At 73.2% G+C, this 21,773-nt stretch carries 23 protein-coding genes; 11 read left to right on the plus strand and 12 right to left on the minus strand.

Translation table 11 applies throughout. The features are described from left to right. Positions 1-7 precede the first annotated feature (7 nt). Together H7827_RS11265 and H7827_RS11270 are read right to left on the minus strand one after the other, a co-directional pair. The gene (locus H7827_RS11265) at positions 8-817 is read right to left on the minus strand and encodes an ABC transporter permease (protein WP_432744635.1); all 810 of its coding nucleotides are present in this window, start codon (positions 815-817) and stop codon (positions 8-10) included. Further along, entirely contained in the window at positions 811-1,860 is a 1,050-nt protein-coding gene (locus tag H7827_RS11270; protein WP_432747975.1) for an ABC transporter ATP-binding protein, read from the minus strand. Before H7827_RS11270 ends, H7827_RS11265 begins: the two co-directional genes overlap by 7 nt. A gap of 205 nt (positions 1,861-2,065) precedes the next feature. Between H7827_RS11270 and H7827_RS11275 the strand changes: the two genes are divergently transcribed. Continuing rightward, positions 2,066-3,082, plus strand: a complete 1,017-nt coding sequence (locus tag H7827_RS11275) for a MerR family transcriptional regulator (protein WP_432744637.1) — start codon at positions 2,066-2,068, stop codon at positions 3,080-3,082. A 160-nt stretch (positions 3,083-3,242) separates the two neighbouring features. Here the strand turns inward: H7827_RS11275 and H7827_RS11280 are convergent, their stop codons facing one another. Then, a complete protein-coding gene (locus H7827_RS11280) occupies positions 3,243-4,319 on the minus strand; it encodes an alkene reductase (RefSeq protein WP_432744640.1) in 1,077 nt (358 codons plus the stop codon). Positions 4,320-4,446: 127 nt separating this feature from the next. Between H7827_RS11280 and H7827_RS11285 the strand changes: the two genes are divergently transcribed. After that, positions 4,447-4,845, plus strand: a complete 399-nt coding sequence (locus tag H7827_RS11285) for a MerR family transcriptional regulator (RefSeq protein WP_432747976.1) — start codon at positions 4,447-4,449, stop codon at positions 4,843-4,845. Here H7827_RS11285 and H7827_RS11290 read toward each other — a convergent pair. Continuing rightward, positions 4,763-5,515 (minus strand): hypothetical protein, encoded by a 753-nt coding sequence (locus H7827_RS11290; RefSeq protein WP_432744642.1) that lies wholly within the window; start codon positions 5,513-5,515, stop codon positions 4,763-4,765. The genes H7827_RS11285 and H7827_RS11290 overlap by 83 nt on opposite strands. A gap of 33 nt (positions 5,516-5,548) precedes the next feature. Here H7827_RS11290 and H7827_RS11295 point away from each other — a divergent pair, with 33 nt between their 5' ends. Further along, entirely contained in the window at positions 5,549-6,055 is a 507-nt protein-coding gene (locus H7827_RS11295; RefSeq protein ID WP_200368597.1) for a GNAT family N-acetyltransferase, read from the plus strand. Here H7827_RS11295 and H7827_RS11300 read toward each other — a convergent pair. The 3 genes from H7827_RS11300 to H7827_RS11310 are packed head-to-tail and all read right to left on the minus strand — an operon-like array spanning position 6,048 to position 7,434. After that, complete coding sequence (locus H7827_RS11300) at positions 6,048-6,224, minus strand: hypothetical protein (protein ID WP_432744644.1); 177 nt, start codon at positions 6,222-6,224, stop codon at positions 6,048-6,050. The two genes, H7827_RS11295 and H7827_RS11300, sit on opposite strands and share 8 nt — an antisense overlap. A gap of 25 nt (positions 6,225-6,249) precedes the next feature. Then, on the minus strand, positions 6,250-7,023 hold the full coding sequence (locus H7827_RS11305) for a class I SAM-dependent methyltransferase (protein ID WP_386534379.1): 774 nt from the start codon (positions 7,021-7,023) through the stop codon (positions 6,250-6,252). A gap of 60 nt (positions 7,024-7,083) precedes the next feature. Beyond that, the gene (locus H7827_RS11310) at positions 7,084-7,434 is read right to left on the minus strand and encodes a hypothetical protein (RefSeq protein WP_046725717.1); all 351 of its coding nucleotides are present in this window, start codon (positions 7,432-7,434) and stop codon (positions 7,084-7,086) included. A 103-nt stretch (positions 7,435-7,537) separates the two neighbouring features. Here H7827_RS11310 and H7827_RS11315 point away from each other — a divergent pair, with 103 nt between their 5' ends. The 4 genes from H7827_RS11315 (at position 7,538) to H7827_RS11330 (ending at position 11,480) form a co-directional block, all read left to right on the plus strand. Then, the gene (locus tag H7827_RS11315) at positions 7,538-8,323 is read left to right on the plus strand and encodes a DsbA family protein (protein WP_432744646.1); all 786 of its coding nucleotides are present in this window, start codon (positions 7,538-7,540) and stop codon (positions 8,321-8,323) included. 148 nt (positions 8,324-8,471) lie between these two features. Next, the gene (locus H7827_RS11320; RefSeq protein ID WP_432744648.1) at positions 8,472-9,638 is read left to right on the plus strand and encodes an NlpC/P60 family protein; all 1,167 of its coding nucleotides are present in this window, start codon (positions 8,472-8,474) and stop codon (positions 9,636-9,638) included. 64 nt (positions 9,639-9,702) lie between these two features. Further along, the gene (locus H7827_RS11325; RefSeq protein ID WP_200365189.1) at positions 9,703-10,944 is read left to right on the plus strand and encodes a hypothetical protein; all 1,242 of its coding nucleotides are present in this window, start codon (positions 9,703-9,705) and stop codon (positions 10,942-10,944) included. Between the two features lie 32 nt (positions 10,945-10,976). Then, positions 10,977-11,480 (plus strand): DoxX family protein, encoded by a 504-nt coding sequence (locus H7827_RS11330; RefSeq protein WP_386534370.1) that lies wholly within the window; start codon positions 10,977-10,979, stop codon positions 11,478-11,480. A 42-nt stretch (positions 11,481-11,522) separates the two neighbouring features. Here the strand turns inward: H7827_RS11330 and H7827_RS11335 are convergent, their stop codons facing one another. Both H7827_RS11335 and H7827_RS11340 read right to left on the minus strand, forming a co-directional pair. Beyond that, positions 11,523-11,795: a hypothetical protein gene (locus H7827_RS11335; RefSeq protein ID WP_432744651.1), complete on the minus strand. Its 273-nt coding sequence runs from the start codon at positions 11,793-11,795 to the stop codon at positions 11,523-11,525. Continuing rightward, a complete protein-coding gene (locus H7827_RS11340; RefSeq protein ID WP_432744653.1) occupies positions 11,792-13,252 on the minus strand; it encodes a PspC domain-containing protein in 1,461 nt (486 codons plus the stop codon). Before H7827_RS11340 ends, H7827_RS11335 begins: the two co-directional genes overlap by 4 nt. Before the next feature lie 155 nt (positions 13,253-13,407). Between H7827_RS11340 and H7827_RS11345 the strand changes: the two genes are divergently transcribed. Together H7827_RS11345 and H7827_RS11350 are read left to right on the plus strand one after the other, a co-directional pair. Beyond that, a complete protein-coding gene (locus tag H7827_RS11345) occupies positions 13,408-14,712 on the plus strand; it encodes a PspC domain-containing protein (RefSeq protein ID WP_432744656.1) in 1,305 nt (434 codons plus the stop codon). After that, the gene (locus tag H7827_RS11350) at positions 14,709-15,380 is read left to right on the plus strand and encodes a LuxR C-terminal-related transcriptional regulator (protein WP_046724540.1); all 672 of its coding nucleotides are present in this window, start codon (positions 14,709-14,711) and stop codon (positions 15,378-15,380) included. The genes H7827_RS11345 and H7827_RS11350 overlap by 4 nt, the downstream gene beginning before the upstream one ends. A gap of 6 nt (positions 15,381-15,386) precedes the next feature. Here the strand turns inward: H7827_RS11350 and H7827_RS11355 are convergent, their stop codons facing one another. Both H7827_RS11355 and guaA read right to left on the minus strand, forming a co-directional pair. Further along, positions 15,387-15,977 carry a Uma2 family endonuclease gene (locus tag H7827_RS11355; protein ID WP_364239579.1) on the minus strand — a complete coding sequence of 197 codons (591 nt, stop codon included), beginning with the start codon at positions 15,975-15,977 and terminating at the stop codon, positions 15,387-15,389. 120 nt (positions 15,978-16,097) lie between these two features. Beyond that, the gene (gene guaA, locus H7827_RS11360; protein WP_386534359.1) at positions 16,098-17,666 is read right to left on the minus strand and encodes a glutamine-hydrolyzing GMP synthase; all 1,569 of its coding nucleotides are present in this window, start codon (positions 17,664-17,666) and stop codon (positions 16,098-16,100) included. A gap of 326 nt (positions 17,667-17,992) precedes the next feature. Here guaA and H7827_RS11365 point away from each other — a divergent pair, with 326 nt between their 5' ends. Beyond that, the gene (locus H7827_RS11365; RefSeq protein WP_432744660.1) at positions 17,993-18,319 is read left to right on the plus strand and encodes a chorismate mutase; all 327 of its coding nucleotides are present in this window, start codon (positions 17,993-17,995) and stop codon (positions 18,317-18,319) included. Positions 18,320-19,015: 696 nt separating this feature from the next. After that, the gene (locus H7827_RS11370) at positions 19,016-20,053 is read left to right on the plus strand and encodes an LAETG motif-containing sortase-dependent surface protein (protein ID WP_432744662.1); all 1,038 of its coding nucleotides are present in this window, start codon (positions 19,016-19,018) and stop codon (positions 20,051-20,053) included. 104 nt (positions 20,054-20,157) lie between these two features. Here the strand turns inward: H7827_RS11370 and H7827_RS11375 are convergent, their stop codons facing one another. Further along, entirely contained in the window at positions 20,158-21,735 is a 1,578-nt protein-coding gene (locus H7827_RS11375; protein WP_432744665.1) for a succinic semialdehyde dehydrogenase, read from the minus strand. Positions 21,736-21,773 lie beyond the last annotated feature (38 nt).

Here is a 21,773-nt window from a genome sequence, read left to right on the forward strand (position 1 = left end):
GGCCCGCTCACCCGCCCTGCACGACGACCCGGCGGTGGGCGCGCGCCCACACCCACCGCAGCAGCAGCCACAGCGCCACCGTCCAGCCCAGTTGCACGGCCAGCGCTCCCAGTACCGGGCCCGTCCCCTCGATCCGGCCCAGATAGAGGGCGATCGGCGTGTAGGTGATGGTCTGGAACGGCAGCACGTGGGCCAGCCCCGCCAGCCAGGGCGGCATCAGCCACAGCGGCACCAGCGCGCCCGCGAAGAACTGTGCCACCACCCGGTGGATCATGAAGATGCCGGTCATCTCCAGCGTCCAGAAGCAGACCATCGAGACGAGCACCGCCAGCAGCAGCGCGTTGAGCAGCGCGGGCACCAGGCTGACCACGGACGCCAGGACGGCCACGGCCGAGGCGGGTGCCTGCGCGCCGCCGACGAGGATGGCGAAGGGCAGGGCGAGCAGCGCGAGGGGCAACAGGGCCGCGGTGACCCCGGCCTGGGCGGAGAGCATCTGGGCCGGGAAGCCGAGGGGCCGCGCCAGATCGAAAACCACGCTGCCCTCGCGCACCCGCTGCGGGATGGCGCTGGGAGCGAGCCCCGGCGGGGTGAACGCCCAGTTCTGCACGGCGGCGTAGGTGACGTACGCGAGCTGGGTCTCCAGGGAGACGGCCTCCCCCTCGGGGTAGATCGCGCGCCAGACGAGGGCGAGCAGGGCCACCTGGATCAGCAGGCCGAGCATGCGCAGCAGGAAGTCCCCGCGGTAGATCAGCTGGCCGCGCAGATGCAGGTGGGCCATGGCGCGGCAGGCGGCGAACTTCTGCCGCCGCGTCAGCACGGGTCGGCCTCGCGGGCTGCGTATATCCGGTGGACGACGCCCTCCAGGCCGGGCGCCGGAAGGGAGAGGTCGGTGACCTCGTGCCGGGCGAGTACCGCCGCGATGACCTCGGCGGCCGGGGTACGGGCGGGGTCGAAGCGCAGCGTGACGCGCCCGGGTTCGGCCTCCGTTCCGCCGCCCCCGCCAGCCTCGCCGTCCTCGCCGTCCTCGCCGTCCTCCCGGAGGACCCCGGGCAGCGTGACGCCGTGCCACCGTGTTCCCTCGCCCAACTGCACGACCAGCCGCCGTCCCACGGCGTACCGCCGGGTGAGCCGCGCGACATCGCCGTCGTACAGCACCCGGCCCCCGTCGATGAGGACGATGCGCCGGCACAGCCGTTCCACGTCGTCCAGGTCGTGGGTGGTGAGGACGATGGTCGTGCCGTCCTCGCGGTTGCGGGTGGCGAGGAAGGCGCGGATGCGTTCCCTGGCCACCACGTCCAGGCCGATGGTGGGTTCGTCGAGGAAGAGCACGCGCGGCTCGGGCAGCATGGCTGCGGCCAGATCGCCGCGCATGCGCTGGCCGAGGGAGAGCTGCCGGACCGGGGTGTCCAGGAACGGGCCGAGGCCCAGCAGTTCGGTGAACCGGGCGAGCACGGCACGGTGCCGGGCCCGGTCCACCCCGTACAGCCGGCCGATGAGATCGAGCGAGTCGCGCAGCGGCAGGTCCCACCACAGCTGGGTGCGCTGACCGAAGACGACGCCGATGGTGCGGGCGTGCCGTTCCCGGTCCTGCCAGGGGACGGTGCCGCCCACCCGCACCGTTCCGGCGGTGGGCCGCAGGATGCCCGTCATCATCTTGATCGTGGTGGACTTGCCCGCCCCATTGGGCCCGAGGTAGCCGACGAACTCGCCCTCGGCCAGGGCGAAGGAGACGCCGTCCACGGCGCGGGTGGTGACGTACTGCCGGGTGAGCAGCGTCCGCAGACCGCCCAGTGGCCCCTCTACGCGCCGTGGACGGCGGAACTCCTTGACCAGTCCTTCGACTTCGATCACGTCCGCCAGGTGTAGTGGCTCACCCGGCCCGGCCGCGAGCGAATTACGGCGGGCCCGCCGGATCAGGCCACCCACGCGTACTTCGCGCTGGGATGGCTGGGGCGCGGTTGCTCGCCGGGACGTTCATGCTGCTCGTCCGCACGGCGCGGGCCGGACAGGTCAGCGGCGACGGCCGGGTTGCGCCTCAAGCGGCTTGAGGTACGACAGTGGCGACGTGAACGAACACGAGCTGTATCTCATCGGCGATGCCGCGCGCCGCAGCGGCCTGAGCGTGAGCGCCGTCCGGTTCTACGCCGACACCGGCCTCGTCGAGCCCACCCATCTGAACGGCGCCGGCCAGCGGATGTACGACATCGACGCCATCGCCCGGCTGGAACTCGTGCGCACGCTGCGCGAACTGGACACCGAACTCCACGAGATCCGCCGCCTGCTCGACGGCGGCACGACCCTGCACGAGCTGCTCACCACCCACCTGGAGATCGTCGAGGGCCAGGCACGCACCCTGAGCGCCAGACGGGCGGTGCTGCGGGCCCTGATCACCCAGGGCGCCACCACCGCCCAGGCCGACCTGATGCGCAGGCTCGTCTCGATGACCGACGAGGAACGCGAGGAGGTCATCGACGACTTCTGGAACGACGTCGGCCGGGATCTGGACGTCCCCGAGAGCTTCGTGGACCGGCTGCGGGCGATGCGCCCCGTGCTGCCCGCCGATCCCACGCCCGCCCAGCTGGAGGCCTGGATCGAGCTCGCCGACCTGGTGCGGAAACCGGAGTTCCGCGCAGCGGTCCGCGCCTACCTCGAAGACACCTACAGCGCGCCGGAGACCCGCGCCATCACGACCGAGCCGTTCCAGGACTTCATGCACGGGGGCGGAGCCGCGGTCATGGAGGAGATCCTCGCCGCACACCGCGCCGGTCAGTCTCCCCGCTCACCGTGGGTCCAGGAGGCGGTCACCCGCTTCCTGGAGGCGGCCACCGCGCTCTCGGACACGCCGCTCACCCCCGAGGTACGGGACCGGCTGGCGAGCGCGTACGAGCGGGTGCCCGACATCCTGCGCCAGGTCGCCGACGAGGATGCCGCTTCCACGGGCCCCGTCTACGACACCACGCACGGCCGGTACGTGGCCCTGGTGGCCGCGATCAACGGGACCACCGCCGAGGAGGACCACGACTCCTTCCCCTACGCCTGGATCGCCGACGCCGTGCGCTCCGGGGAGACGCTCCGCCCCTGACGTCCGCGATGTCCCGGAGGTCGCCCGGCCCGGCGTCCCCGGTGTCCGCACTGCCGTCAGCGGGCCATGACGGCGGGACACGAGGGCCTCCCGGTGGACGGCGGTGGACGGCGCGATGCCCACCGAACCCGCAAGGCCCTCACCCGCTCACCCCACCCGGCTACGCGTACTGCGCGCTGGGGTAGCTGATGAACGCGGTGTCGTCCTGGTAGAAGGTCATGTGCTCGGGGGTGGGGGCCAGCGGGGCGCCGGTGCGGAAGCGTTCGACCAGGTCGGGGTTGGCCAGGTACTTGCGCCCGTAACTGATCAGATCGGCGCCCTTGGCCAGCCACTCCTCGCCGCCCTCCCGGGTGGCCTCGACCGGCCCGATCTGCTCGGAGGGGTTGACGAGGAAGGTGCCGGGCCACGCCTTGCGCAGCCCGATGAGGGTGTCGTCGTCGGTGGTGACCAGGGTGTGCAGGTAGGCGAGCCCGAGCGGCGCGAGCGCCTCGGTCAGCGCTCCGTACAGCTGCGGGATGTCCTCCTCCACGGTGTCCCAGGCGGTGCCGCCGGGCGAGATCCGCAGCCCGACCCGGTCGGCGCCGATGGCGTCGGCCGCCGCCTCCACCGCCTCGACGGCGAACCGGATCCGGCCGGTGATCGAGCCGCCGTACACGTCGGTACGGTGGTTCGCGCCGGAGGACAGGAACTGCTGGATGAGGTAGCCGTTGGCGCCGTGCAGCTCCACGCCGTCGAAACCGGCCTCCACGGCGCGCCGGGCGGCCTCCCCGTAGACCCGGGCCTCGGCTGCGGCCTCCCGGGTGGACAGGGCGTACGGCACCGGCGCCGGCTGGAAGCCGAGCGCGCTGCCCGCGTACACCTGGCCGTCCAGGGCGATGGCGGAGGGCCCGACCGGCTGGTGGCCCTGGACCGCCTCGTGGCCGACCCGCCCGCCGTGCATGATCTGGGCGAAGATCCGGCCGCCGTTGGTGTGCACGGCGTCGGTGACCGGGCGCCAGGCGGCGACCTGCTCGTCGGTGTACAGGCCGGGCGCCTTGACGTTGGACTGGCCGCGTTCGTTGGGGGCGACGCCTTCACTGACGATCAGCCCGGCGGTGGCGCGCTGCGCGTAGTAGGTGGCGATGGCGGGCGTCGTCAGACCGTCCGCGGTGGCGCGCGCCCGGGTCATCGGGGCCATCACGATGCGGTTGGGAAGCCGGAGGCCACCGAGCTGGTAGCTGTCGAACATGCTGGTCACAAGCTTGTCCTTGGCGTAGAGAAGGGTTTGGCTGACTGCTCCGCTACGCTAAAACCTGACGTTGACGTCAGAGGCAAGTTCTGTGACCGGGGTCACCCGGGCGGGCTGGGAGAGGCGGGCGAGAGCCGTGCGGATCGGCGAACTGGCGAAGCGGACCGGGGTGAGCGTCCGGGCGCTGCGCTACTACGAGGAGCAGCACCTGCTGTCCTCCGAGCGCAGCACCAGCGGGCAGCGTCACTACCTGGAGAGCGCGGTGGACCGGGTGGTCCTGATCCAGCAGCTGTACGCGGCCGGGCTGTCGAGCCGGGCCGTACTGGACCTGCTGCCGTGCGTGGTGGAGGGCAGGGCGAACCCGGGGACGCTGGACCGGCTGGCGGCCGAACGCGAGCGCATCGACGCGCAGATCACCTCCCTCCTGCGCACCCGGCAGCGGATGGATGAGGTCATCGGCTACGCCACCACCTCGGCCATGACCGGCCACGCGTGCCCGCGTCCGGCGAACCCGCGGATCCCGGTGGAGCGTTGATCCGGTCGGCGTCGAACGCGAGGGAGTCGTCCGGTCCGATGGCCGCCACCTCCAGGCCCGGCGCGCGCAGCAGCTCGCCGATCAGCGCCGTACTGCCCGCCACCAGGGTCGAGTCGAAGTCGATCTCGGAGGCCGCACACCAGGCCCTGTCCTGGGGCCAGCAGAGGTTGGGCGACTGCCCGTTGAACCAGTGCGGCCACGCCGCCTCCAGCGCGCCGCCGAGCAGCAGGTAGGCGCGGCCCGGCAGTTCGACGAGTGGCAGGGCCGCTGCCGCGGGCGGGATGTCCACGCCGCCGTAGCCCTCCCACAGCCCGAACCAGCACGCGTCCGCGGTGCCGGTGTGCCGGGCGAGTACGGTGCGCAGCCGCGCGAACGTGTCCGGTTCCAGCAGCCCCGGCTCCGGCCGGTCTCCGTCCCACAACGGGTCGCGCGAGGAGTACGGATCCGGCAGACCGACGAGGGCGTGCCACTGCATGAGGGGGTGCGCCCGCCGCCCGGTGGCGGCGGCGACCTCGGCCCAGGTGTGGTCACCGGCGGGGTGGAAGATCCGCGCGTAGGCGGCGAAACCGCCGGGCACCGTACGCCTGGCCGCCCCGAACTCCCCGCCCAGCCGGGGGCCGATCCAGCCTGCGGCCTCGGTGCGTGCGCTCGGGCGCAACTCCTCGCTCATGTCGGCCAGCCTGGCACGATGGAGTGCATGGCGATGATCCTGCGCGGGGAACAGGTGACCCTGCGACCGGTGACGGACGCGGACATCCCGGCGCTGGCCGCGATCCGGGACACCCCGGAGGTCTACGCGCGGTGGCGCGGCGGACAGGACCTGGTGGCGGCGGTGCACGAGGACCTGGCCGAGCCGGGCACCACCGTGCTGGTCATCGAGTACGCGGGGGCGGTGGCCGGGGCGGTCCAGTGGCACGAGGAGTCGGAGCCGGACTACCGGCACGCGGGCATCGACATCTATGTCGATCCGGCGGTGCACGGGCGCGGGGTGGGCACCGACGCGGTCCGCACCCTCGCCCGGCACCTCGTCACGGACCTCGGCCACCACCGGCTGGTGATCGACCCGGCGGCGGACAACGCGGCGGCCATCGCCTGTTACCGCAAGGTCGGGTTCCGGCCGGTGGGCATCATGCGGCAGTACGAGCGCGGCCCGGAGGGCGAGTGGCACGACGGGCTGCTGATGGATCTGCTGGCGGCGGAACTCAGCTAGCGGGGCCGCTTTCCTCCTCCTCACCCCACCGGCGGTACTGCCGGTGGGCGGGGCGCTGCATCAGGACGTGCCGCACGACGTGGATCGCGTCGACGACATCGGGGGCGTCGGAGGGGTGGATCCGCGGCAGCGCGAAGAACGCCGCGTCGCACGAGGCGTCGTTGGACATGTCAACCGGCACGCCGCCAGGCGCGTCACCCGGCGCGGCGCACCTTCCAGATCTCCTCGGTCGGCCACTGCCGCGCCCACTCGGGCTCCACCGTGCTGTCATCGCTGAACCACCGCGTCCCCGGGTCTCCCTCGGGCGCCGCCAGCTCCAGCAGCTCCTCCACCTCGAAGCCGGTCTTCCGCAGCAGCCCGATCAACTCCCCGTGCGGCAGGTTGAACTCGGTGGCACCCCGCTGCCACTCCAGCCGCCGCAGCCCGAACAGCGGGCGCAGCAACTCCGGCCCCACCTCGCCCCGTTCCGGCAGACACATCGCGAACAGCGGTGACGGCCGCACGAACACCAGCCGCCCGCCGGGCGCCAGCAGCCGCGCCGCCTCCGGGATCCAGTGCTGGGGGTCGCACCACAGGGAGGCCCCGTACTCGCTGATCGCGAAGTCGAACACGCCGTCCCGGCAGGGCACCCGCCCCGCGTCCGCCTGCACCAGCGCGAAGCCGAGGCCGAACTCGTCCCGCAGCGCCCGCGCCGTCTCCAGCTGCCGCGCCGAGACGTCGACCCCCACCACCCGGGCCCCGGCCCGCGCCAGCCAGGCCGAGACATAGCCCGTACCGCAGCCCAGCTCGATGGCGCGCTGCCCGGCGATGTCCGCCGGGATCACCCCCGCCCGCGCCTCCGGCGTCCCCCACAGGCCCCAGCTGGGCTCAGCGGCCTCCCAGTGCGCCCGCGCCACCGGTCCGTGCGCGTCGGCGCCGATCCCGTCCCAGTACCGCCGATTCCGGGTGACGTCCGCACTCTTGGCCATGGCACCGATCACACCGCCCGGGGCCCGCCCCGGGCAACCGGTTTGCGGCCGGGCGCCGGCTCACCACAGCGTGGCGATGAAGATGTTCGCCGTGGTCAGCAGGCCGATGGTGCCGAAGACGGGGGCGGAGAGCCTCTCCTCGTCGCGGTTGATGTAGGCCAGCACGCTCAGGACCAGCAGCAGGGCCAGCTTCACGGCGATCTTGGTGTTGTTGACCTCGTTGTCGTCGGCCTGGTTCAGGCCGACCAGCACCAGGCCCGTCACCAGCATCGTCGCCGCGCCGTGCAGCATGCCGGGAACGATCCGGGCCTCGCCCTTGCCCATCGCCTTCATCTGGGTGAGGAAACCACCCAGCAGGGCCGCGATACCGATGATGTGCAGGGCGACGAAAATGTGGATGAGTACGTCCATGCCGCGCAGCGTACGCACCCCCTTTTCCCGGAAAAACAGGCCCCCGCATTACGCTCGGCAGGAAGCGTGTGCACACTCTCCCCCAGCCTCAGAAGGTCCTGCGATGCCCTCGTCCCGGCCGTCCAAGCCCGCCCGGCGCCCCGCCGCCCAGCAGCAGCGCCCGTACGCGGTGCGCAAGCGCCCGCTGACCTTCGCGGTGCTGGCGGGGGTGCTCATCCTGGTGCTGGTCTTCGGGGCGATGGCCGCGCTGTTCAGCAGCGGCAACAGCACCGCCGACAACCAGCGGAACCCGATCCCCGAGGAGGGCACCGTCCTGCCGCTCCCCGAGGGGCACCCGGCCCTCGCCCTGGCCCGCCGCGACGCGGAGGACCCGCTCGCGATGGGCGACGCGGACGCGCCGGTGGTCATGATCGAGTACAGCGACTTCCAGTCGGCGTTCAGCGGCACCCACGCCCGCGGTGTGCACCACGAGCTGATCGCGGAGTACGTGGACGCCGGGGCGCTGCGCATCGAGTTCCGCAACTTCCCGGTCTACGGTCCCGAGTCGGACGCCGCCTCGCGCGCCGCCTGGGCGGCCGGGCAGCAGGGGCGGTTCTGGGAGTTCTACGACGCGGCGTTCGCGGACGAGTTCCACCGGGACACCGGCCGGTTCTCCGAGGAGGGCCTGCGGGAGCTGGCGGAGGCGGCGGGGGTGCCGGACGTGGAGCGGATGCTCACCGACATGGAGTCCCCGGAGGCGGACGAGGCGGTGGCCACGGACGCCGAGGAGGGGGTCGAGCTCGGCGCCACCACCACGCCGGCCTTTCTCGTCAACGGTCATCCGATCGTGGGGGCGCAGTCCATGGACACGTTCCGCGACACCATCGACCAGCTTCTCGACGCCGCGTGACGACCATCACACCCATCGTCAAGAGCGAACCGACCCGGCCAGATCACCCGGAGTGAAGCGGTCACCATCGATCACCGATCGAGCGTTTGCCGCCAATCCCGTTCTAGTGGCTCCGTAGCGGTACCCGGCCCGCCTAGCGTCCTCAGCCATGGCCCAGCATCGCAAGCCCGGCTCCCCCAGCTACCCGTGGCGCAGATCCCCCGTCACCGCCACCACCCCGGCCGCCGGCGCCGGGACCGGCACCCCGGCCGGCCACCGCAGGCCCCGCTCCGGCGGCGCCGTGCGCACCACCGCCACCCTCACGCTGGCCGGCGCGGCCTCGGCGGCGGTGGCCGGCGGCGGTACGGCGCTGGCCGACCCCGCCGCTCAGGGGCCGGGCACCGCGGAGGTACGCGAGCAGGTCGACACCCTGCACCACGAGGCCGAGCAGGCCACCGAGCGCCACCACGCCGCGAATGAGGCCGCCGAGCAGGCCGAACGCGACCTCGAACGGATCAGCCTGGCCGCCGACAGCAGCACCGACCGGCTCAACGGCTACCGCCGGGCCCTGGGCTCGCACGCCGCCGCCCAGTACCGGGCCGGCGGGCTGCCGCCCGAGGTCCAGCTGGCGCTCTCCTCCGACCCCGACGAGTACCTGGCCCGCGCCGCCACCATGGACCGCAGCGGCGACCGGCAGGCCGACGCCCTGTCCGGCGCCCGGCAGCAGCTGCTCGACCTCGAACGGCTGCGGGCCGAGGCCGCCGACGTACGGGACGAGCTGACCGGCGCCCGCGAGGAGGCCGAGGCCGAACGGGACACCGTGGAGGCCAAGCTCGCCGAGGCCGAGGACCTGCTGGCGACCCTCACCGAGCGGGAACAGCGGGAGCTGCTCGCCCGGGAGTCCCACGGCACCGGCGCACCGGGCGCCGCTACGGACGCGCGTACGACCGCCACCCCCGCCGGCACCACCCCGGCCCCGGCCGCCGGCCCCCGCGCACAGGCCGCCACGGCCTACGCCCTCGCCCAGCTCGGCAAGCCGTACGGCTGGGGCGCCACCGGACCCGACGCGTACGACTGCTCGGGGCTCACCCAGGCCGCCTGGTCCGCCGCCGGTGTCTCCCTCCCGCGCACCAGCCAGAGCCAGTCCGGCGCCGGCACCAAGGTCAGCCGCGACCAACTCGCCCCCGGTGATCTGGTGTTCTATTACTCCGGTCTCACCCATGTCGGCATGTACATCGGCAACGGCCAGATCGTGCACGCCTCACGCCCCGGAACCCCCGTCCGCACCGCCCCGGTGGACTCCATGCCCTTCGTCACCGCGACCCGGCCCGCGTGATGTGAACCGCCCCGGATAGGGCAGAATTTCCCTCCCACAGTGCAGGCGGGGGAGGGAACCCATCGTGTCCGTGCAGCCGGCTCCAGAAGGCGACTGCCCGCTGGCGGCCCGCGCCGACCACCGGCGCGCCGAGCGGGCGTTCCGCGCCGAGCGCGAACGCCTGGCCGCCGGCCACGGCATACCCGAAGCCCTCGCCTACTCCCCCGAGGCCACCCGGCAGTGGGTCTCCGACGAACTCACCGCCGCCGCCCACACCGTCGCCGACCGGGCCCGCGCCGCGGGCCCCGCCTGGCTGCGGCTGCGCGCCCGGCGCACCACCCTCGTGCTGTGGTCCGCGGTCCTCGCCCTCCTCCTGGGCCAGGCACTCACCGCGATGGGCTCCGGCTGGACCCTGCCGCGCACCGCCGCGCTGCTCGCCGCCGTGCTCCTCGCCGCGCCGCTCACCGCCGTGGCCTGGCTGCACCGCGACCGCGGCGGCGTGCTCGCGCCGCTGATCGGCCCGGACAACCGCGTCTCCACCTCCCGTACGGTCGCGGCCGGCTGGCTGCTGCTCGCCGCGTACGCCGTGCTCACGCTCGCCCTCACCCTCGCCGGCACCGACGACCCCGCACGCCGCGCCGAACTGCGCGCCGGACTCGACCTGCCGCACGGCGGCGGGCTGCTCACCGTGGTCGCGCTGGGCTGCGCCGTCGCCCTGTGGACCGGGCACGCCGTGGCGCACCGGGTACGGCACTTCCGCGCCCAGAAGGTGCGCGCCCTGCGCCCGCGCGCCCTGGACCCGCTCACCGACGACTCGGGCGGCATCAGCTTCACCGCGGCCCAGTACGTCCTGGTCAACACCGCCGCCCTCGTCTTCGCCGCCGTCCAGCTGACCCGCGACCCCTACCAACTGCCCAGCCCGCCCTGGGCACTCGCCGCCCTGGTGGCGATCTCCGCGCTCGGCTACGCCGCCGCCAAGCTCACCGAGGGCGGCCGTCCGGTCATCCAGTCGGTGGTCCGGGTCCGCGAGCCGGGCGCGCCGCACTCCCCCATCCGGTACGGCGACGAACTGGAGATCCGCGGCTCCGGCTTCGTGCCCCCCGGCGCCGAAGCCGCCGACCTGCTGGCCGGGACGACCGTACGCATCGGCGACGTGCTGGTCCCGGTGCCGCTCGTCCCGGTGCCCGGCGGCGGCTTCGCCAACCCCAGCGACACGGTGCTGCGGCTGCCGGTCCCCGCCGAACTCGACCCGGGCCCCGTCGACATCCAGGTCATCACCGCGGCGGGCACGGAGTCTGGCCGGTACCCGATCACGGTGGCAGACTGAACCACTCCGACCCACCGGAGGGGGCGCCCGCCATGGCACTGACACCCGACCCGCGCCCCGGCGGCCCGACCGCCGCCCGCTACGCCCTGCTGCCGCTGCGCCTGTTCCTGGGCGTGACGTTCCTCTACGCGGGCCTGGACAAGTACCTGAACGCGGGCCCGTTCTCCGCCTTCTCCCGGGAACACTCCCTCGCCCTGCTGGAGTTCTCCCGCGAGAGCACCCCCGTACCGTGGCTGGTGGATCTCGCCGCGGACCACCCCGCGCTCATCGGCCACGGCGCGGCGATCACCGAGATCCTCGTCGGACTCTGCGTGCTGACGGGCCTGTTGACCCGGGGCGCCGCCGTACTGGGCGCGCTCCTCACGTTCCTGATGTGGCTGACCGTCTCCTGGAGCACGTCCCCGTACTACTTCGGCGCCGACCTGCCCTACCTCTTCGGCTTCATCACGCTGGCGCTGACCGGCAGCGGCCCGTACGCGCTGGACGCCCACCTCGCCCACCGCGAACACCGCCGCGGCAGCCTCATCTTCGGCTGACGGCCACCCGGCCGACGGCGGACGGCGGACGGCGGACGGCGCTCAGGACAGCCGGTCCCCGTCCGGCCGGTCCCGCTCGCCGCGCTCCTCGCCCTTCTCCTTGCGCGAGCGCCGCACCGACTGCGTGACGATCGACACCACCCCGGCCAGCAGCAGCGAACCCGCCACCAGCGCCAGCAGCACCCCCACCGGCAGCCGCCCCTCGTGGTCACGCGCCTGAACGTAGGCCAGGACGCCGATGGCCAGCAGCGCCAGCCCCAGCACCAGCCGGGCCGGCTCGAACCGGTGCCGGTCGATCCCTCGGTACTGGCTCATGACGCCATCTCCGATTCCGCATCGAGTGCCGCGAGCGTGTCGAAGCGGACCACTTCCACATGCCCGATCCCCATGTCCAGGGTCAGCTCCACGGTGCCGACCGCGTCCACGTCGCCCGGCGGCGCGTACCGGTCCGTCTGGTCGCTGTTGATCCCGCCCCACACATGGTCGGGGCCGCCGGTGGAAGCGTAATCGGGCACCTCGTTGTAGGTGTACGCGCCGGCGGAGATCCTCGTGTGCACGACCACCTCGGCGTTCAGCGGCACGATCACCTTGATCTGCCCGGCGCCTGCCTCCACCGTGGTGCGGACGGTCTCGCCGTCCGCCAGGACCAGCCCGCCCAGATCCAGCGAGCCCCGCCCCGTCCCCAGCTCGTACCGGTCCGCCACCTGGTCGGCCGCCACCGCCTCCCAGGACGTGTCCGTCCAGCTCGTGGTGATGTTCTTCGGCAGCACCGACGCCCCGGCCAGCAGCACCGTGGTCAGCACGACCACCACCACGCTGCCCGCCCCGAGCCGCCCGAAGAACGCGCTGAGCAGCCAGCCGCCCCCGTACACCACCAGGACCGTGGCGAAGGTGCACACCAGCACCGTGCCCAGCGGATAGCGGAACCAGGTGGCCGCCATCGCCACCAGGCCCGCCACCACGGCGGTCAGGAAGACCAGCCCGCCCAGCCACGCGCCGCGGCGCGGCGGCGGCATCGGCGCCCGCCGCATCAGCGGGGTGCCCGGCGGCGGCGCCGCCCACGGCCCGCCCGGGCCCCCCGGATGCGCCGTGCCGGTGGGCGGCGGCCCGCCGTACGGCGCGTACTGCCCCGTCGCCGCGTCCGCCGGCCCCCACAGATAGTTCCCCTGCTGCCCGTGCACCGCCATCGTCCTTCCCCCGTTTCCCCCGGGCCCGCCCGCTTCCCGCCACCACGAGGCGACCGCCCTGGCCGGCGGCGCCTGCGCCTCCGGCGGCGCGGTCGCCACCGCCTCCGCGGCACCCGTGTGCCGCTCCCGCTCGTCCTCCCCCGCCAGCGCCCGGCGCCGCGACCAGTAGGCCGCCCCGCCGACCGAGGCCACCAGCATCGCGGAGAACCACATCGCCGGATGGCGTGTGCTCACCGACGCCACGTACAGCCCGCAGCCCACCAGCGTGCACAGCAGCGCGGTCAGCCCCGGGCCCTCCACCCGGCCCGACAGCAGCCGCCGGCCCTCGTTCTCCTCCTCGCCCTCGAACGGGATCAGCAGCCAGGCGACCCCGTACGCGATCAGGCCGAGGCCGCCGATGACCGACAGCACGGCCAGCGGCACCCGGAACAGCACCGGATCGAGATGGAAATACCGGCCCAGGCCACCGCACACCCCGCCGGCCACCTTGTGCCGGCGGCTGCGGGTCAGCCGCGCCGTCACCGGTGCGGCCGGTGACGCCGCCGCTGCCGGGGGTGCGGAGGGGCCCGCCTCGTCCACGCTCATGCCCTCCATGGTGCGGCCTGCCGCCGACAGCCGGGATCCGGGACCGCCCCCGAGGAATCCCTGAGATCCGCGGGGCGGTGTTCCGGGGGATTTCCCCACCTCCCCTGGGGGCACCCCTGATGTGCGCGAGGGGCCGGCCGTGTGACGATCGGAGCATGACCACCGCCACCACGCCCGCGGGCGGCACGCTGCCCTCGGCCGCGCCACCGCCCGAGGAGGTGCCCCCGCGCAAGCTGTACCGCAGCGCCGAGGGCCGCTGGCTGGGTGGCGTGGCACAGGGCCTGGCCGGGCATGTGGGCGTGCCGGTCTCCTGGGTACGGCTCGTGCTGGCCGTCCTGGTGATGGCCAACGGTCTGGGCTTGCTGGTGTACGGCGCGTTCTGGTTCGTGGTCCCGCTGGGCACACCGGGGCAGAAGGCCGCCGCCGCTGCCGCCGCCGCACAGCGCCCGCCGCGCCGGCGGCGACCCGCCAAGGGGCAACTGGTGGCGCTCGCGGTGCTGGCCGCCGCCCTGGGCGTCCTCGCCGCCAACCTCCAGTTCTCGGTCCGCGACGTCTACCTGTGGCCGATGCTGATCATCGCGGTCGGCGCCGCGATGGTGTGGCGGCAGGCCGACAACGCCCGCCGCGAACACTGGGCCGAGGTCACCCGCCGCACCCGCTGGCTGCCGCTGCTGCGCTCCGCGGCCGGCGCCGTACTCGTCACCCTCGGCGTCACCAGCTTCGTGTGGCTGCGCTCGGCGACCGAACCGGGCGAGACACTGAGCACCGCGCTCCAGGCGTCCGTGGCCGTACTGGTCGGGATCGCGCTGCTGGCCGGCCCGTACCTGGTGCGCATCATGCAGGACCTGTCCGAGGAGCGCACGATGCGCATCCGCGCCCAGGAACGCGCCGAGGTCGCCGCCCACGTCCACGACTCGGTGCTGCACACCCTGACCCTGATCCAGCGCAACGCCGAGAACCCGCGCGAGGTGGCCCGGCTCGCCCGCGCCCAGGAACGGGACCTGCGGACCTGGCTGTACAAGTCGGCGGAGAACCCCGGAGGGGCGGAGGCCGAGGACGACGCCGCACCGCAGACCTTCGCCGAGGGCGTACGGGCCACCGCCGCCGAGGTGGAGGACCACCACGGCGTGCAGATCGAGGTGGTGTGCGTCGGCGACTGCCCGGTGGAGGAGGCGCTGAACGCGCAGCTCCAGGCGGCCCGCGAGGCGATGGTCAACGCCGCCAAGTACGGTGGCGAGAGCGGTCCGGTACGGGTCTTCGCGGAGGTCGAAGGGCGTACGGTCTTCGTATCGGTCCGCGACCGCGGCCCCGGCTTCGACCCGGAGACGGTACCGGCCGACCGGATGGGCGTGCGCGAGTCCATCATCGGCCGGATGGGGCGGCACGGCGGCACGGCGCGGGTGAAGTCCACGGCGGGCGAGGGGACAGAAGTGGAACTGACGATGGAGCGATCGGCATGACGGCGGGAGCGGCGGCGGAGCGGCGGGCGCGGGTGGTCCTGGTGGACGACCACCGGATGTTCCGGGCCGGGGTACGGGCGGAGATCGGCCGCACCGAGGAGACGGGCGTCGAGGTCGTCGGCGAGGCGGGCGACGTCGACCAGGCGGTCACGGTCATCAAGGCGACCCGCCCCGACGTGGTGCTGCTGGACGTCCACCTCCCGGGCGGCGGCGGCGTGGAGGTGCTGCGCCGCAGCGCGGGCCTGCTGTCCTCGGTGCGCTTCCTGGCGCTGTCCGTCTCGGACGCGGCGGAGGACGTCATCGGCGTGATCCGCGGCGGGGCACGCGGCTACGTCACCAAGAACATCACCGGAACCGACCTGGTGGACGCGATCTTCCGCGTCTCGGACGGCGACGCGGTGTTCTCCCCGCGGCTGGCCGGCTTCGTCCTGGACGCCTTCGCCTCCTCGGACACCACCCCGGTCGACGAGGACCTGGACCGGCTGACCCAGCGCGAACGCGAGGTGCTGCGGCTGATCGCGCGCGGCTACGCGTACAAGGAGGTCGGCAAGGAGCTCTTCATCTCGGTCAAGACGGTCGAGAGCCACGTCTCGGCGGTGCTGCGCAAGCTCCAGCTCTCCAACCGCCACGAACTGACCCGCTGGGCCACGGCCCGCCGCCTGGTCTGAGTCGGTCTACCGGCGGGAGGCGGCGGAGAGGTCGATGTCGATGACGAACGGAACGGTCACCTTGAGCCGGTGGTGGTGGATACCGGTCAGGCCGTAGGCGCCCGTCGCCTTGTCGAGTGCGTAGGCGAACACCACGGGCAGGCCGTCGTCCCCGCGCTCCACCCGCCAGAAGTGCGGAATGCCGGCCCGGGCGTACTTGATCGGCTTGGTCTCACGGTCCCGGCCCTCGGACTCGGGTGACACGACCTCGATCACGAGCACCGCGTCCGCCGCGTGCACAGCGGTCTGCAGGTCGCCGGTGTCCGCGTCGGCGCGGGCCACCATCACATCCGGTTCCGGACGCTGCTGCTTTCCCAGGATGACGTTGAACTCGCGCAGCACCTCGAGATGATCCGGAACGGTGCGCAGCAGGCCCTGCTCGAACAGTCGCAGCACGCGCAGGTGGAATTTCGTCTGCGGGCTCATGAAGACCAGGCTCCCGTCGATCAGCTCCGTGTGCGGAGGCAGTCCAGGGAGTGTGTCGAGATCTTCTGCGGTGTAGCCGCCGGCCGGGGGGTGGGCCCAGTCGGGTGCGCTGTCAGGCGCGGCGCTCGTCATCGTTGCGGCTCCCATACGACGGGACAGTAGACCGTCTCATCAGCCTATCGACCGCAGAAAGGGTTCGCCCTCACCCACACGTGTGGGTGAGGGCGAACCCTTTGACGGTGCGGTGTGGGGTCACTCCCACTCGATGGTGCCCGGGGGCTTGCTCGTGATGTCGAGGGTGACCCGGTTGACGTCCGGGACCTCGTTCGTGATGCGGTTGGAGATCTTCGCCAGCAGGTCGTACGGAAGGCGCGACCAGTCCGCCGTCATCGCGTCCTCCGAGGAGACCGGACGCAGCACGATCGGGTGGCCGTAGGTGCGGCCGTCGCCCTGCACGCCGACGCTGCGGACGTCCGCCAGCAGCACGACCGGGCACTGCCAGATCTCCCGGTCCAGGCCGGCCGCCGTCAGTTCCTCGCGGACGATCGCGTCGGCCGCCCGCAGGACGGTCAGCCGCTCGCGGGTCACCTCGCCGACGATCCGGATGCCCAGGCCGGGGCCCGGGAACGGCTGCCGGTGCACGATCGAGTCCGGCAGGCCCAGCTCGGCGCCGACCATCCGGACCTCGTCCTTGAACAGCATCCGCAGCGGCTCGACCAGCTCGAACTCGATGTCCTCCGGCAGCCCGCCCACGTTGTGGTGGGACTTGATGTTCGCGGTGCCGGTGCCGCCGCCCGACTCCACCACGTCCGGGTAGAGCGTGCCCTGCACCAGGAACGCCACGTCCTCGCCGGCCGCGCCCGCCTCGGCGATCAGTTCGGCCTGGGCCTGCTCGAAGACCCGGATGAACTCCCGGCCGATGATCTTCCGCTTCTGCTCCGGGTCGCTGACCCCGGCCAGCGCGTCCAGGAACCGCTCGGAGGCGTCCACCACGCGCAGCTGGGCGCCGGTGGAGGCCACGAACTCCTTCTCGACCTGCTCGCTCTCGCCCTGCCGCATGAGTCCGTGGTCCACGTACACACAGGTGAGCTGGTCCCCGATGGCCTTGACCACCAGGGCGGCGGCCACCGCCGAGTCCACCCCGCCGGAGAGCGCGCAGATCGCCCGCTTCCCGCCGACCTGGGCCTTGATCGCGGCGACCTGCTCCTCCACGATGCTGCCGGTGGTCCAGCTGGGGTCGAGCCCGGCGCCCCGGTACAGGAAGTGCTCCAGCAGCTGCTGGCCGTGCGTGGAGTGCAGTACCTCGGGGTGGTGCTGGACGCCGTACAGCCGCCGCTCGTCGTTCTCGAACGCCGCCACCGTGACCGTGTCGGTCGAGGCGCTCACGGTGAAGCCTTCGGGGGCGGCGGAGCAGGCGTCGCCGTGCGACATCCACACCTGCTGGCGCTCGGGGGTGCCGGAGAAGAGCGTGGAGTCGATCCGCTCCACGGCCAGCTCGGTACGGCCGTACTCGCGCGAGCCGGTGTTGTCGACGGTGCCGCCCAGCTCGCGGGCCATCAGCTGGAAGCCGTAGCACAGGCCGAGCACCGGCACCCCGGCCTCGAAGAGCGCGCGGTCGATGCCGGGAGCGCCCTCCGCGTACACGGACGAGGGTCCGCCGGAGAGGATGATCGCCTTGGGACGCTTGGCCAGCATCTCGGCCACCGGCATGGTGGACGGCACGATCTCGCTGTACACCCGTGCCTCACGCACCCTGCGGGCGATGAGCTGGGCGTACTGGGCGCCGAAGTCGACGACGAGAACGGTGTCGGGCGCGGACACAGGCGCGGGAGGAGGCGCAGAAGCCACGGGGCGGCCTTTCGGCGGTGGAGCGGGGTTCTTGGCACCGAGTCTACCGAGAGCGCGGGGGCGCCCCGGCTGGCCGGTGGCCGGGGTGCGCTGGCATACTCGGGCGCATGCTTCGTCACGCGCGTCTGTTTACCTATGGCACCGGCCCGGCCGGCTGCCACACGGCGCGCTGCGTTCAGCACTGACGCGGCATACGCGACCACCAGGCGCCCCGGGCTCACGGCCCGGGGCGCTTTCGCGTGGTGCGCCGGGGCCGTGACCGGCCGGGGCTCCGTCCGCACCGAGGAGACCTGCGACACATGACCACCACCCAGAGCAGCCGTACGAGCCCGACCGCCGCCGCGACCGCCGCCGCGACCGCCGCCCCCGACACGGCGACCGCGCGCATCGCCGGTGCCCGCCAGCGGATCGACGATCTCGACGCCCGCATCGTGGCGCTGATCAAGGAACGGATGAGCGCCTCGGACGAGATCCAGCAGATCCGCATCACCGACGGCGGGCGGCGGGTCGATCTCGCCCGCGAGATGGACATCCTGCGGCACTACGGTGACGCGCTGGGCCGCGAGCGCGGCACGCGGCTGGCGATGACGCTGCTGGAGCTGTGCCGGGGCACCGGCGGCCGTTGACCGTCGCGCGCACGCGCGGCCCGTCACCCGTACGGCGCGTGACCAGGGCGGCCCGCGCCTCGTTGAAGGAAGTGTCCCCGGAGCGATGAGACGCCTGGGCGTCGTGGGACCTCGCTCCGGTGCGCGTGGCCGGGCAGCAGGGGACAGCCGGCCGGTCACCACCCTGACGGCCGGTCCTCGGGACGCCGAGGACCGGCCGACTGGCGTGCGCCAGGGGGATGGGAAGGGCAGCTCAGGGCGGGAATCGAGGGGGAGGCGGACGGCGGACGCGGCCGATCCGGGCTCTTCCGCGTATTCCCGCGCCAGGGCCTTGCCCGGAACGCCCCCCATCCCCCACCATGTCCGATACCGCGAACGCGTCATCCGACCCGGTCGGCCGGTGGCCTCCCCTCGCCATTGGTCCGACCTGCGGCAGCGGCGCCTCCCCCGGGCGCCGCCGCACCCAGCACCGGCGGTACCGCCCTGCCGCCCGTGCTGATCGCAGAGGCCCTGGCCGCCGCTTCCCCAAGCCGGCGGCCGGGGCCTCTCTTTGTGCCCAGCCGGTGAGCGCCTCATTCTTCCCATGGGCATCTCGTGTCCATTCCGTAACCACTATGGGCACAACCGATCGATTCCATGAGCTGTCCAACCCGGCGTCATCATCGTTTTACCGAGAGGCACTTGATGAAGCTTCGTCGCGCCGCCGCAGCCGCTGCCGTGACCGCTGTCATGGCCCCGGCGGCTCTGCTCGCCGCCTCCCCGGCGTTCGCCGCCGACGGGGACCCGTCCGCGACCCCTGAGGTCGTCCAGGACGCGCCCACCCCCGAACCGCAGGACGGGGACGACGCGGACGAGACCGCGCAGGACGACACCGGGGCCGATGAGACCGGCTCGGCCGGCGAGGGCATCACCGACGGCGCTACCGGCGGGGAGACCGACCCGGACCCCGAGGACGACAACAGCGACAACGACGAGGGTGAGGACGAGGGCGACACCGGCGACGGGTCGGACGACGGCTCCGAGGACGGGAGCGACGAGGACGAGGACGAGGAGAGCGGTGGCGACGACGGTGGCGCCCCGGTCCTGCCGGACCCCGAGGACGAGTGCGTCGACTGGGAGTTCGACGCCCCCATCAACGCCGAGCTGATCGGCCTGCCCAGCCAGGTCGTCGCGGGGCAGTGGACGGAGTTCACCTACCGCATCAGCAACGAGTTCGACAAGCCCGTCGAGACGCTCTACGCCTACGCCGAGGTCTTCGGCTGGGACAACGAGGACTTCAACGACATCGCCATCGAACTCCAGTGGTTCTACGACGGTGCGTGGGAGAACATCGAGGACCAGTACGGCTACTTCGGTGAGACCGATGTCCTCGCCCCCGGCGAGTACGTCGAGGCCCAGCTGCGGCTGAAGGTCGCCGACGACGCCCCGGCCGGCTCCGGTTACGCGCTCAGCACCGGCGTCTACGTCTCCGCAGAGGGCGGCCTGTGCCAGGAAGGCGAGTGGAACATCTACGACTTCGAGATCGTTCCCGCCGGCACCACCCCGGACGACAAGCCCTCGACCGGCACCAAGGGTCAGGGCAACAAGCCCGCCCCGCAGGGTGAGTTCGAGCAGCTCCCGGTGACCGGCGAGCTGGCGGCCACCGGTTCGTCCTCGGCACTGCCGATGTTCGCCCTCGCGGGTGCCACCGCGGTGGGCCTCGGCGCCGGCGCGATGTTCCTCGTCCGCCGCCGTACGGGCGCCGGCATCGCCTGAGCCTGACGGCCGCACAGACCGAAGGGATCCGCCCCTATTCCCCCGGAGGGCGGGTCCCTTCGCCGTGCGCGCACCCGTTCGACGCGGGTGCCCGGGCCGGGTGTTCAGCGCACGCGCAGGGCCTTCAGCACCCGCAGCACCCGCGACACGACCGCCGCGTACCGCCGGTCGTCCATCCCGAACGCCGGCCCCATCGGCACCAGGCGCTGCTGCGCCACCGTCTGCGCCTCGGTGTACTTGGTGATGCCCTCCGCGCCGTGCCGCCGCCCGAGGCCCGAGTCGCCCCAGCCGCCCATCGAGGCGCCCACGCTCCCGTACGCCGCCGCGAACCCCTCGTTGATGTTCACCGTCCCGGCGCGCAGTTGTGCCGCGATCCGGCGTGCGCGCCGTGCGTTCCCCGACCACACCGAGGCGTTGAGCCCGTACGGTGTGGCGTTCGCCCGCGTCACCGCGTCCGCCTCCTGCGTGAACCGGTACACCGAGACCACGGGGCCGAACGTCTCCTCCCCGCACACCAGCATCGGCGGCCGCACCCCCTCCAGGATGGTCGGCTCGTAGAAGTACGGGCCCAGGTCGGGGCGTGCCCGGCCCCCGGTCACCACCACCGCCCCGCGCTCCACCGCGTCCGTGACATGGCGGGTGACGGCGTCCAGTTGTGCCCGCGAGCTGAGGGAGCCCATGTCCGTGCCGTAGTCCAGCGGGGCGCCCAGGCGCAGCGCCCGCGTGTGCTCCGCGAACCGCCGCACGAAGGCGTCCGCGACCGACGCGTGCACGTACAGCCGCTCGATGGAGATGCACAGCTGCCCGGCGGAGGAGAAGCAGGCCCGTACGGCGCCGGCCGCCGCCCGCTCGATGTCGGCGTCGGCGAGCACCAGCATGGCGTTCTTGCCGCCCAGTTCCAGGCTGGCGCCGATCAGCCGTTGCGCCGCGCCGCGCGCCACCTCGCGGCCGGTGCGCGTGGAGCCGGTGAACGTCACGTAGTCGGCCTCCCGCACCACCTGCGGCCCCAGCACCGGACCGGGGCCGAGCACGATCTGCCACACGTCCCGCGGCAGCCCGGCCTCGATCAGCAGCCGGCGCGCCCACAGCGCGGTGAGCGCCGTCTCGGTGTCCGGCTTCATGACCACCGCGTTCCCGGCCACCAGCGCGGGCAGGGCGTCACCCACGGTCAGTTCCAGGGGGTAGTTCCACGGGGCGATGTGGCCGACGACGCCACGCGGGTGGCGCAGTTCGCGCACCCGGGTCAGCAGTGGGAACGCGCCGGTGTGCCGCCGGGGGCGCAGATACCCGGGGGCCCTGCGCCCGTAGTGGCGGGCGGCGCTCGCCACGGCCTGCAACTCCTCGTGGGCGTGCAGCCGCGCCTTGCCCGTCTCCAGCTGGATGAGGTCAAGGACCTCGTCCTGCCGGGCGAGGAGCAGGTCGTGGAAGCGCAGCAGCACGGCGGCCCGGCGGCGTACCGGCCACCGCGCCCAGGGGCCCTGGGCGATCCTGGCCCGCCCGAACGCCGCGGTCACCTCGGTCTCGGTGGCCTCGGGCAGCTCGGCCAGCGGCCGTCCGGTCAGGGCGCTGTGGCAGGCGGTACGGCCGCTGCCGGGCACTCCCTCGGTGAGCCGCGCGACCACTTCGGCGGGCAGTTCGGCGGGCAGCTCCGCGGACAGCTCGTCGGACGGCGTTGTCGTCATAGCGGGAGGGTACGGCGGGGGCGGCCCCCTGCCCACCC

The organism is Streptomyces sp. JH002, assembly GCF_050916115.1.
In the GTDB taxonomy this organism is placed as follows: domain Bacteria; phylum Actinomycetota; class Actinomycetes; order Streptomycetales; family Streptomycetaceae; genus Streptomyces; species Streptomyces xiamenensis.

Bases quoted from the DNA above. Each gene is read 5' to 3' on its own strand.
- H7827_RS11290 (WP_432744642.1), bottom strand. From the start codon at position 5,515: ATGAGCGAGGAGTTGCGCCCGAGCGCACGCACCGAGGCCGCAGGCTGG.
- H7827_RS11295 (WP_200368597.1), top strand. From the start codon at position 5,549: ATGATCCTGCGCGGGGAACAGGTGACCCTGCGACCGGTGACGGACGCG.
- H7827_RS11300 (WP_432744644.1), bottom strand. From the start codon at position 6,224: ATGTCCAACGACGCCTCGTGCGACGCGGCGTTCTTCGCGCTGCCGCGG.
- H7827_RS11305 (WP_386534379.1), bottom strand. From the start codon at position 7,023: ATGGCCAAGAGTGCGGACGTCACCCGGAATCGGCGGTACTGGGACGGG.
- H7827_RS11310 (WP_046725717.1), bottom strand. From the start codon at position 7,434: ATGGACGTACTCATCCACATTTTCGTCGCCCTGCACATCATCGGTATC.
- H7827_RS11315 (WP_432744646.1), top strand. From the start codon at position 7,538: ATGCCCTCGTCCCGGCCGTCCAAGCCCGCCCGGCGCCCCGCCGCCCAG.
- H7827_RS11320 (WP_432744648.1), top strand. From the start codon at position 8,472: ATGGCCCAGCATCGCAAGCCCGGCTCCCCCAGCTACCCGTGGCGCAGA.
- H7827_RS11330 (WP_386534370.1), top strand. From the start codon at position 10,977: ATGGCACTGACACCCGACCCGCGCCCCGGCGGCCCGACCGCCGCCCGC.
- H7827_RS11335 (WP_432744651.1), bottom strand. From the start codon at position 11,795: ATGAGCCAGTACCGAGGGATCGACCGGCACCGGTTCGAGCCGGCCCGG.
- H7827_RS11340 (WP_432744653.1), bottom strand. From the start codon at position 13,252: ATGAGCGTGGACGAGGCGGGCCCCTCCGCACCCCCGGCAGCGGCGGCG.
- H7827_RS11345 (WP_432744656.1), top strand. From the start codon at position 13,408: ATGACCACCGCCACCACGCCCGCGGGCGGCACGCTGCCCTCGGCCGCG.
- H7827_RS11350 (WP_046724540.1), top strand. From the start codon at position 14,709: ATGACGGCGGGAGCGGCGGCGGAGCGGCGGGCGCGGGTGGTCCTGGTG.
- H7827_RS11355 (WP_364239579.1), bottom strand. From the start codon at position 15,977: ATGACGAGCGCCGCGCCTGACAGCGCACCCGACTGGGCCCACCCCCCG.
- H7827_RS11365 (WP_432744660.1), top strand. From the start codon at position 17,993: ATGACCACCACCCAGAGCAGCCGTACGAGCCCGACCGCCGCCGCGACC.
- H7827_RS11375 (WP_432744665.1), bottom strand. From the start codon at position 21,735: ATGACGACAACGCCGTCCGACGAGCTGTCCGCGGAGCTGCCCGCCGAA.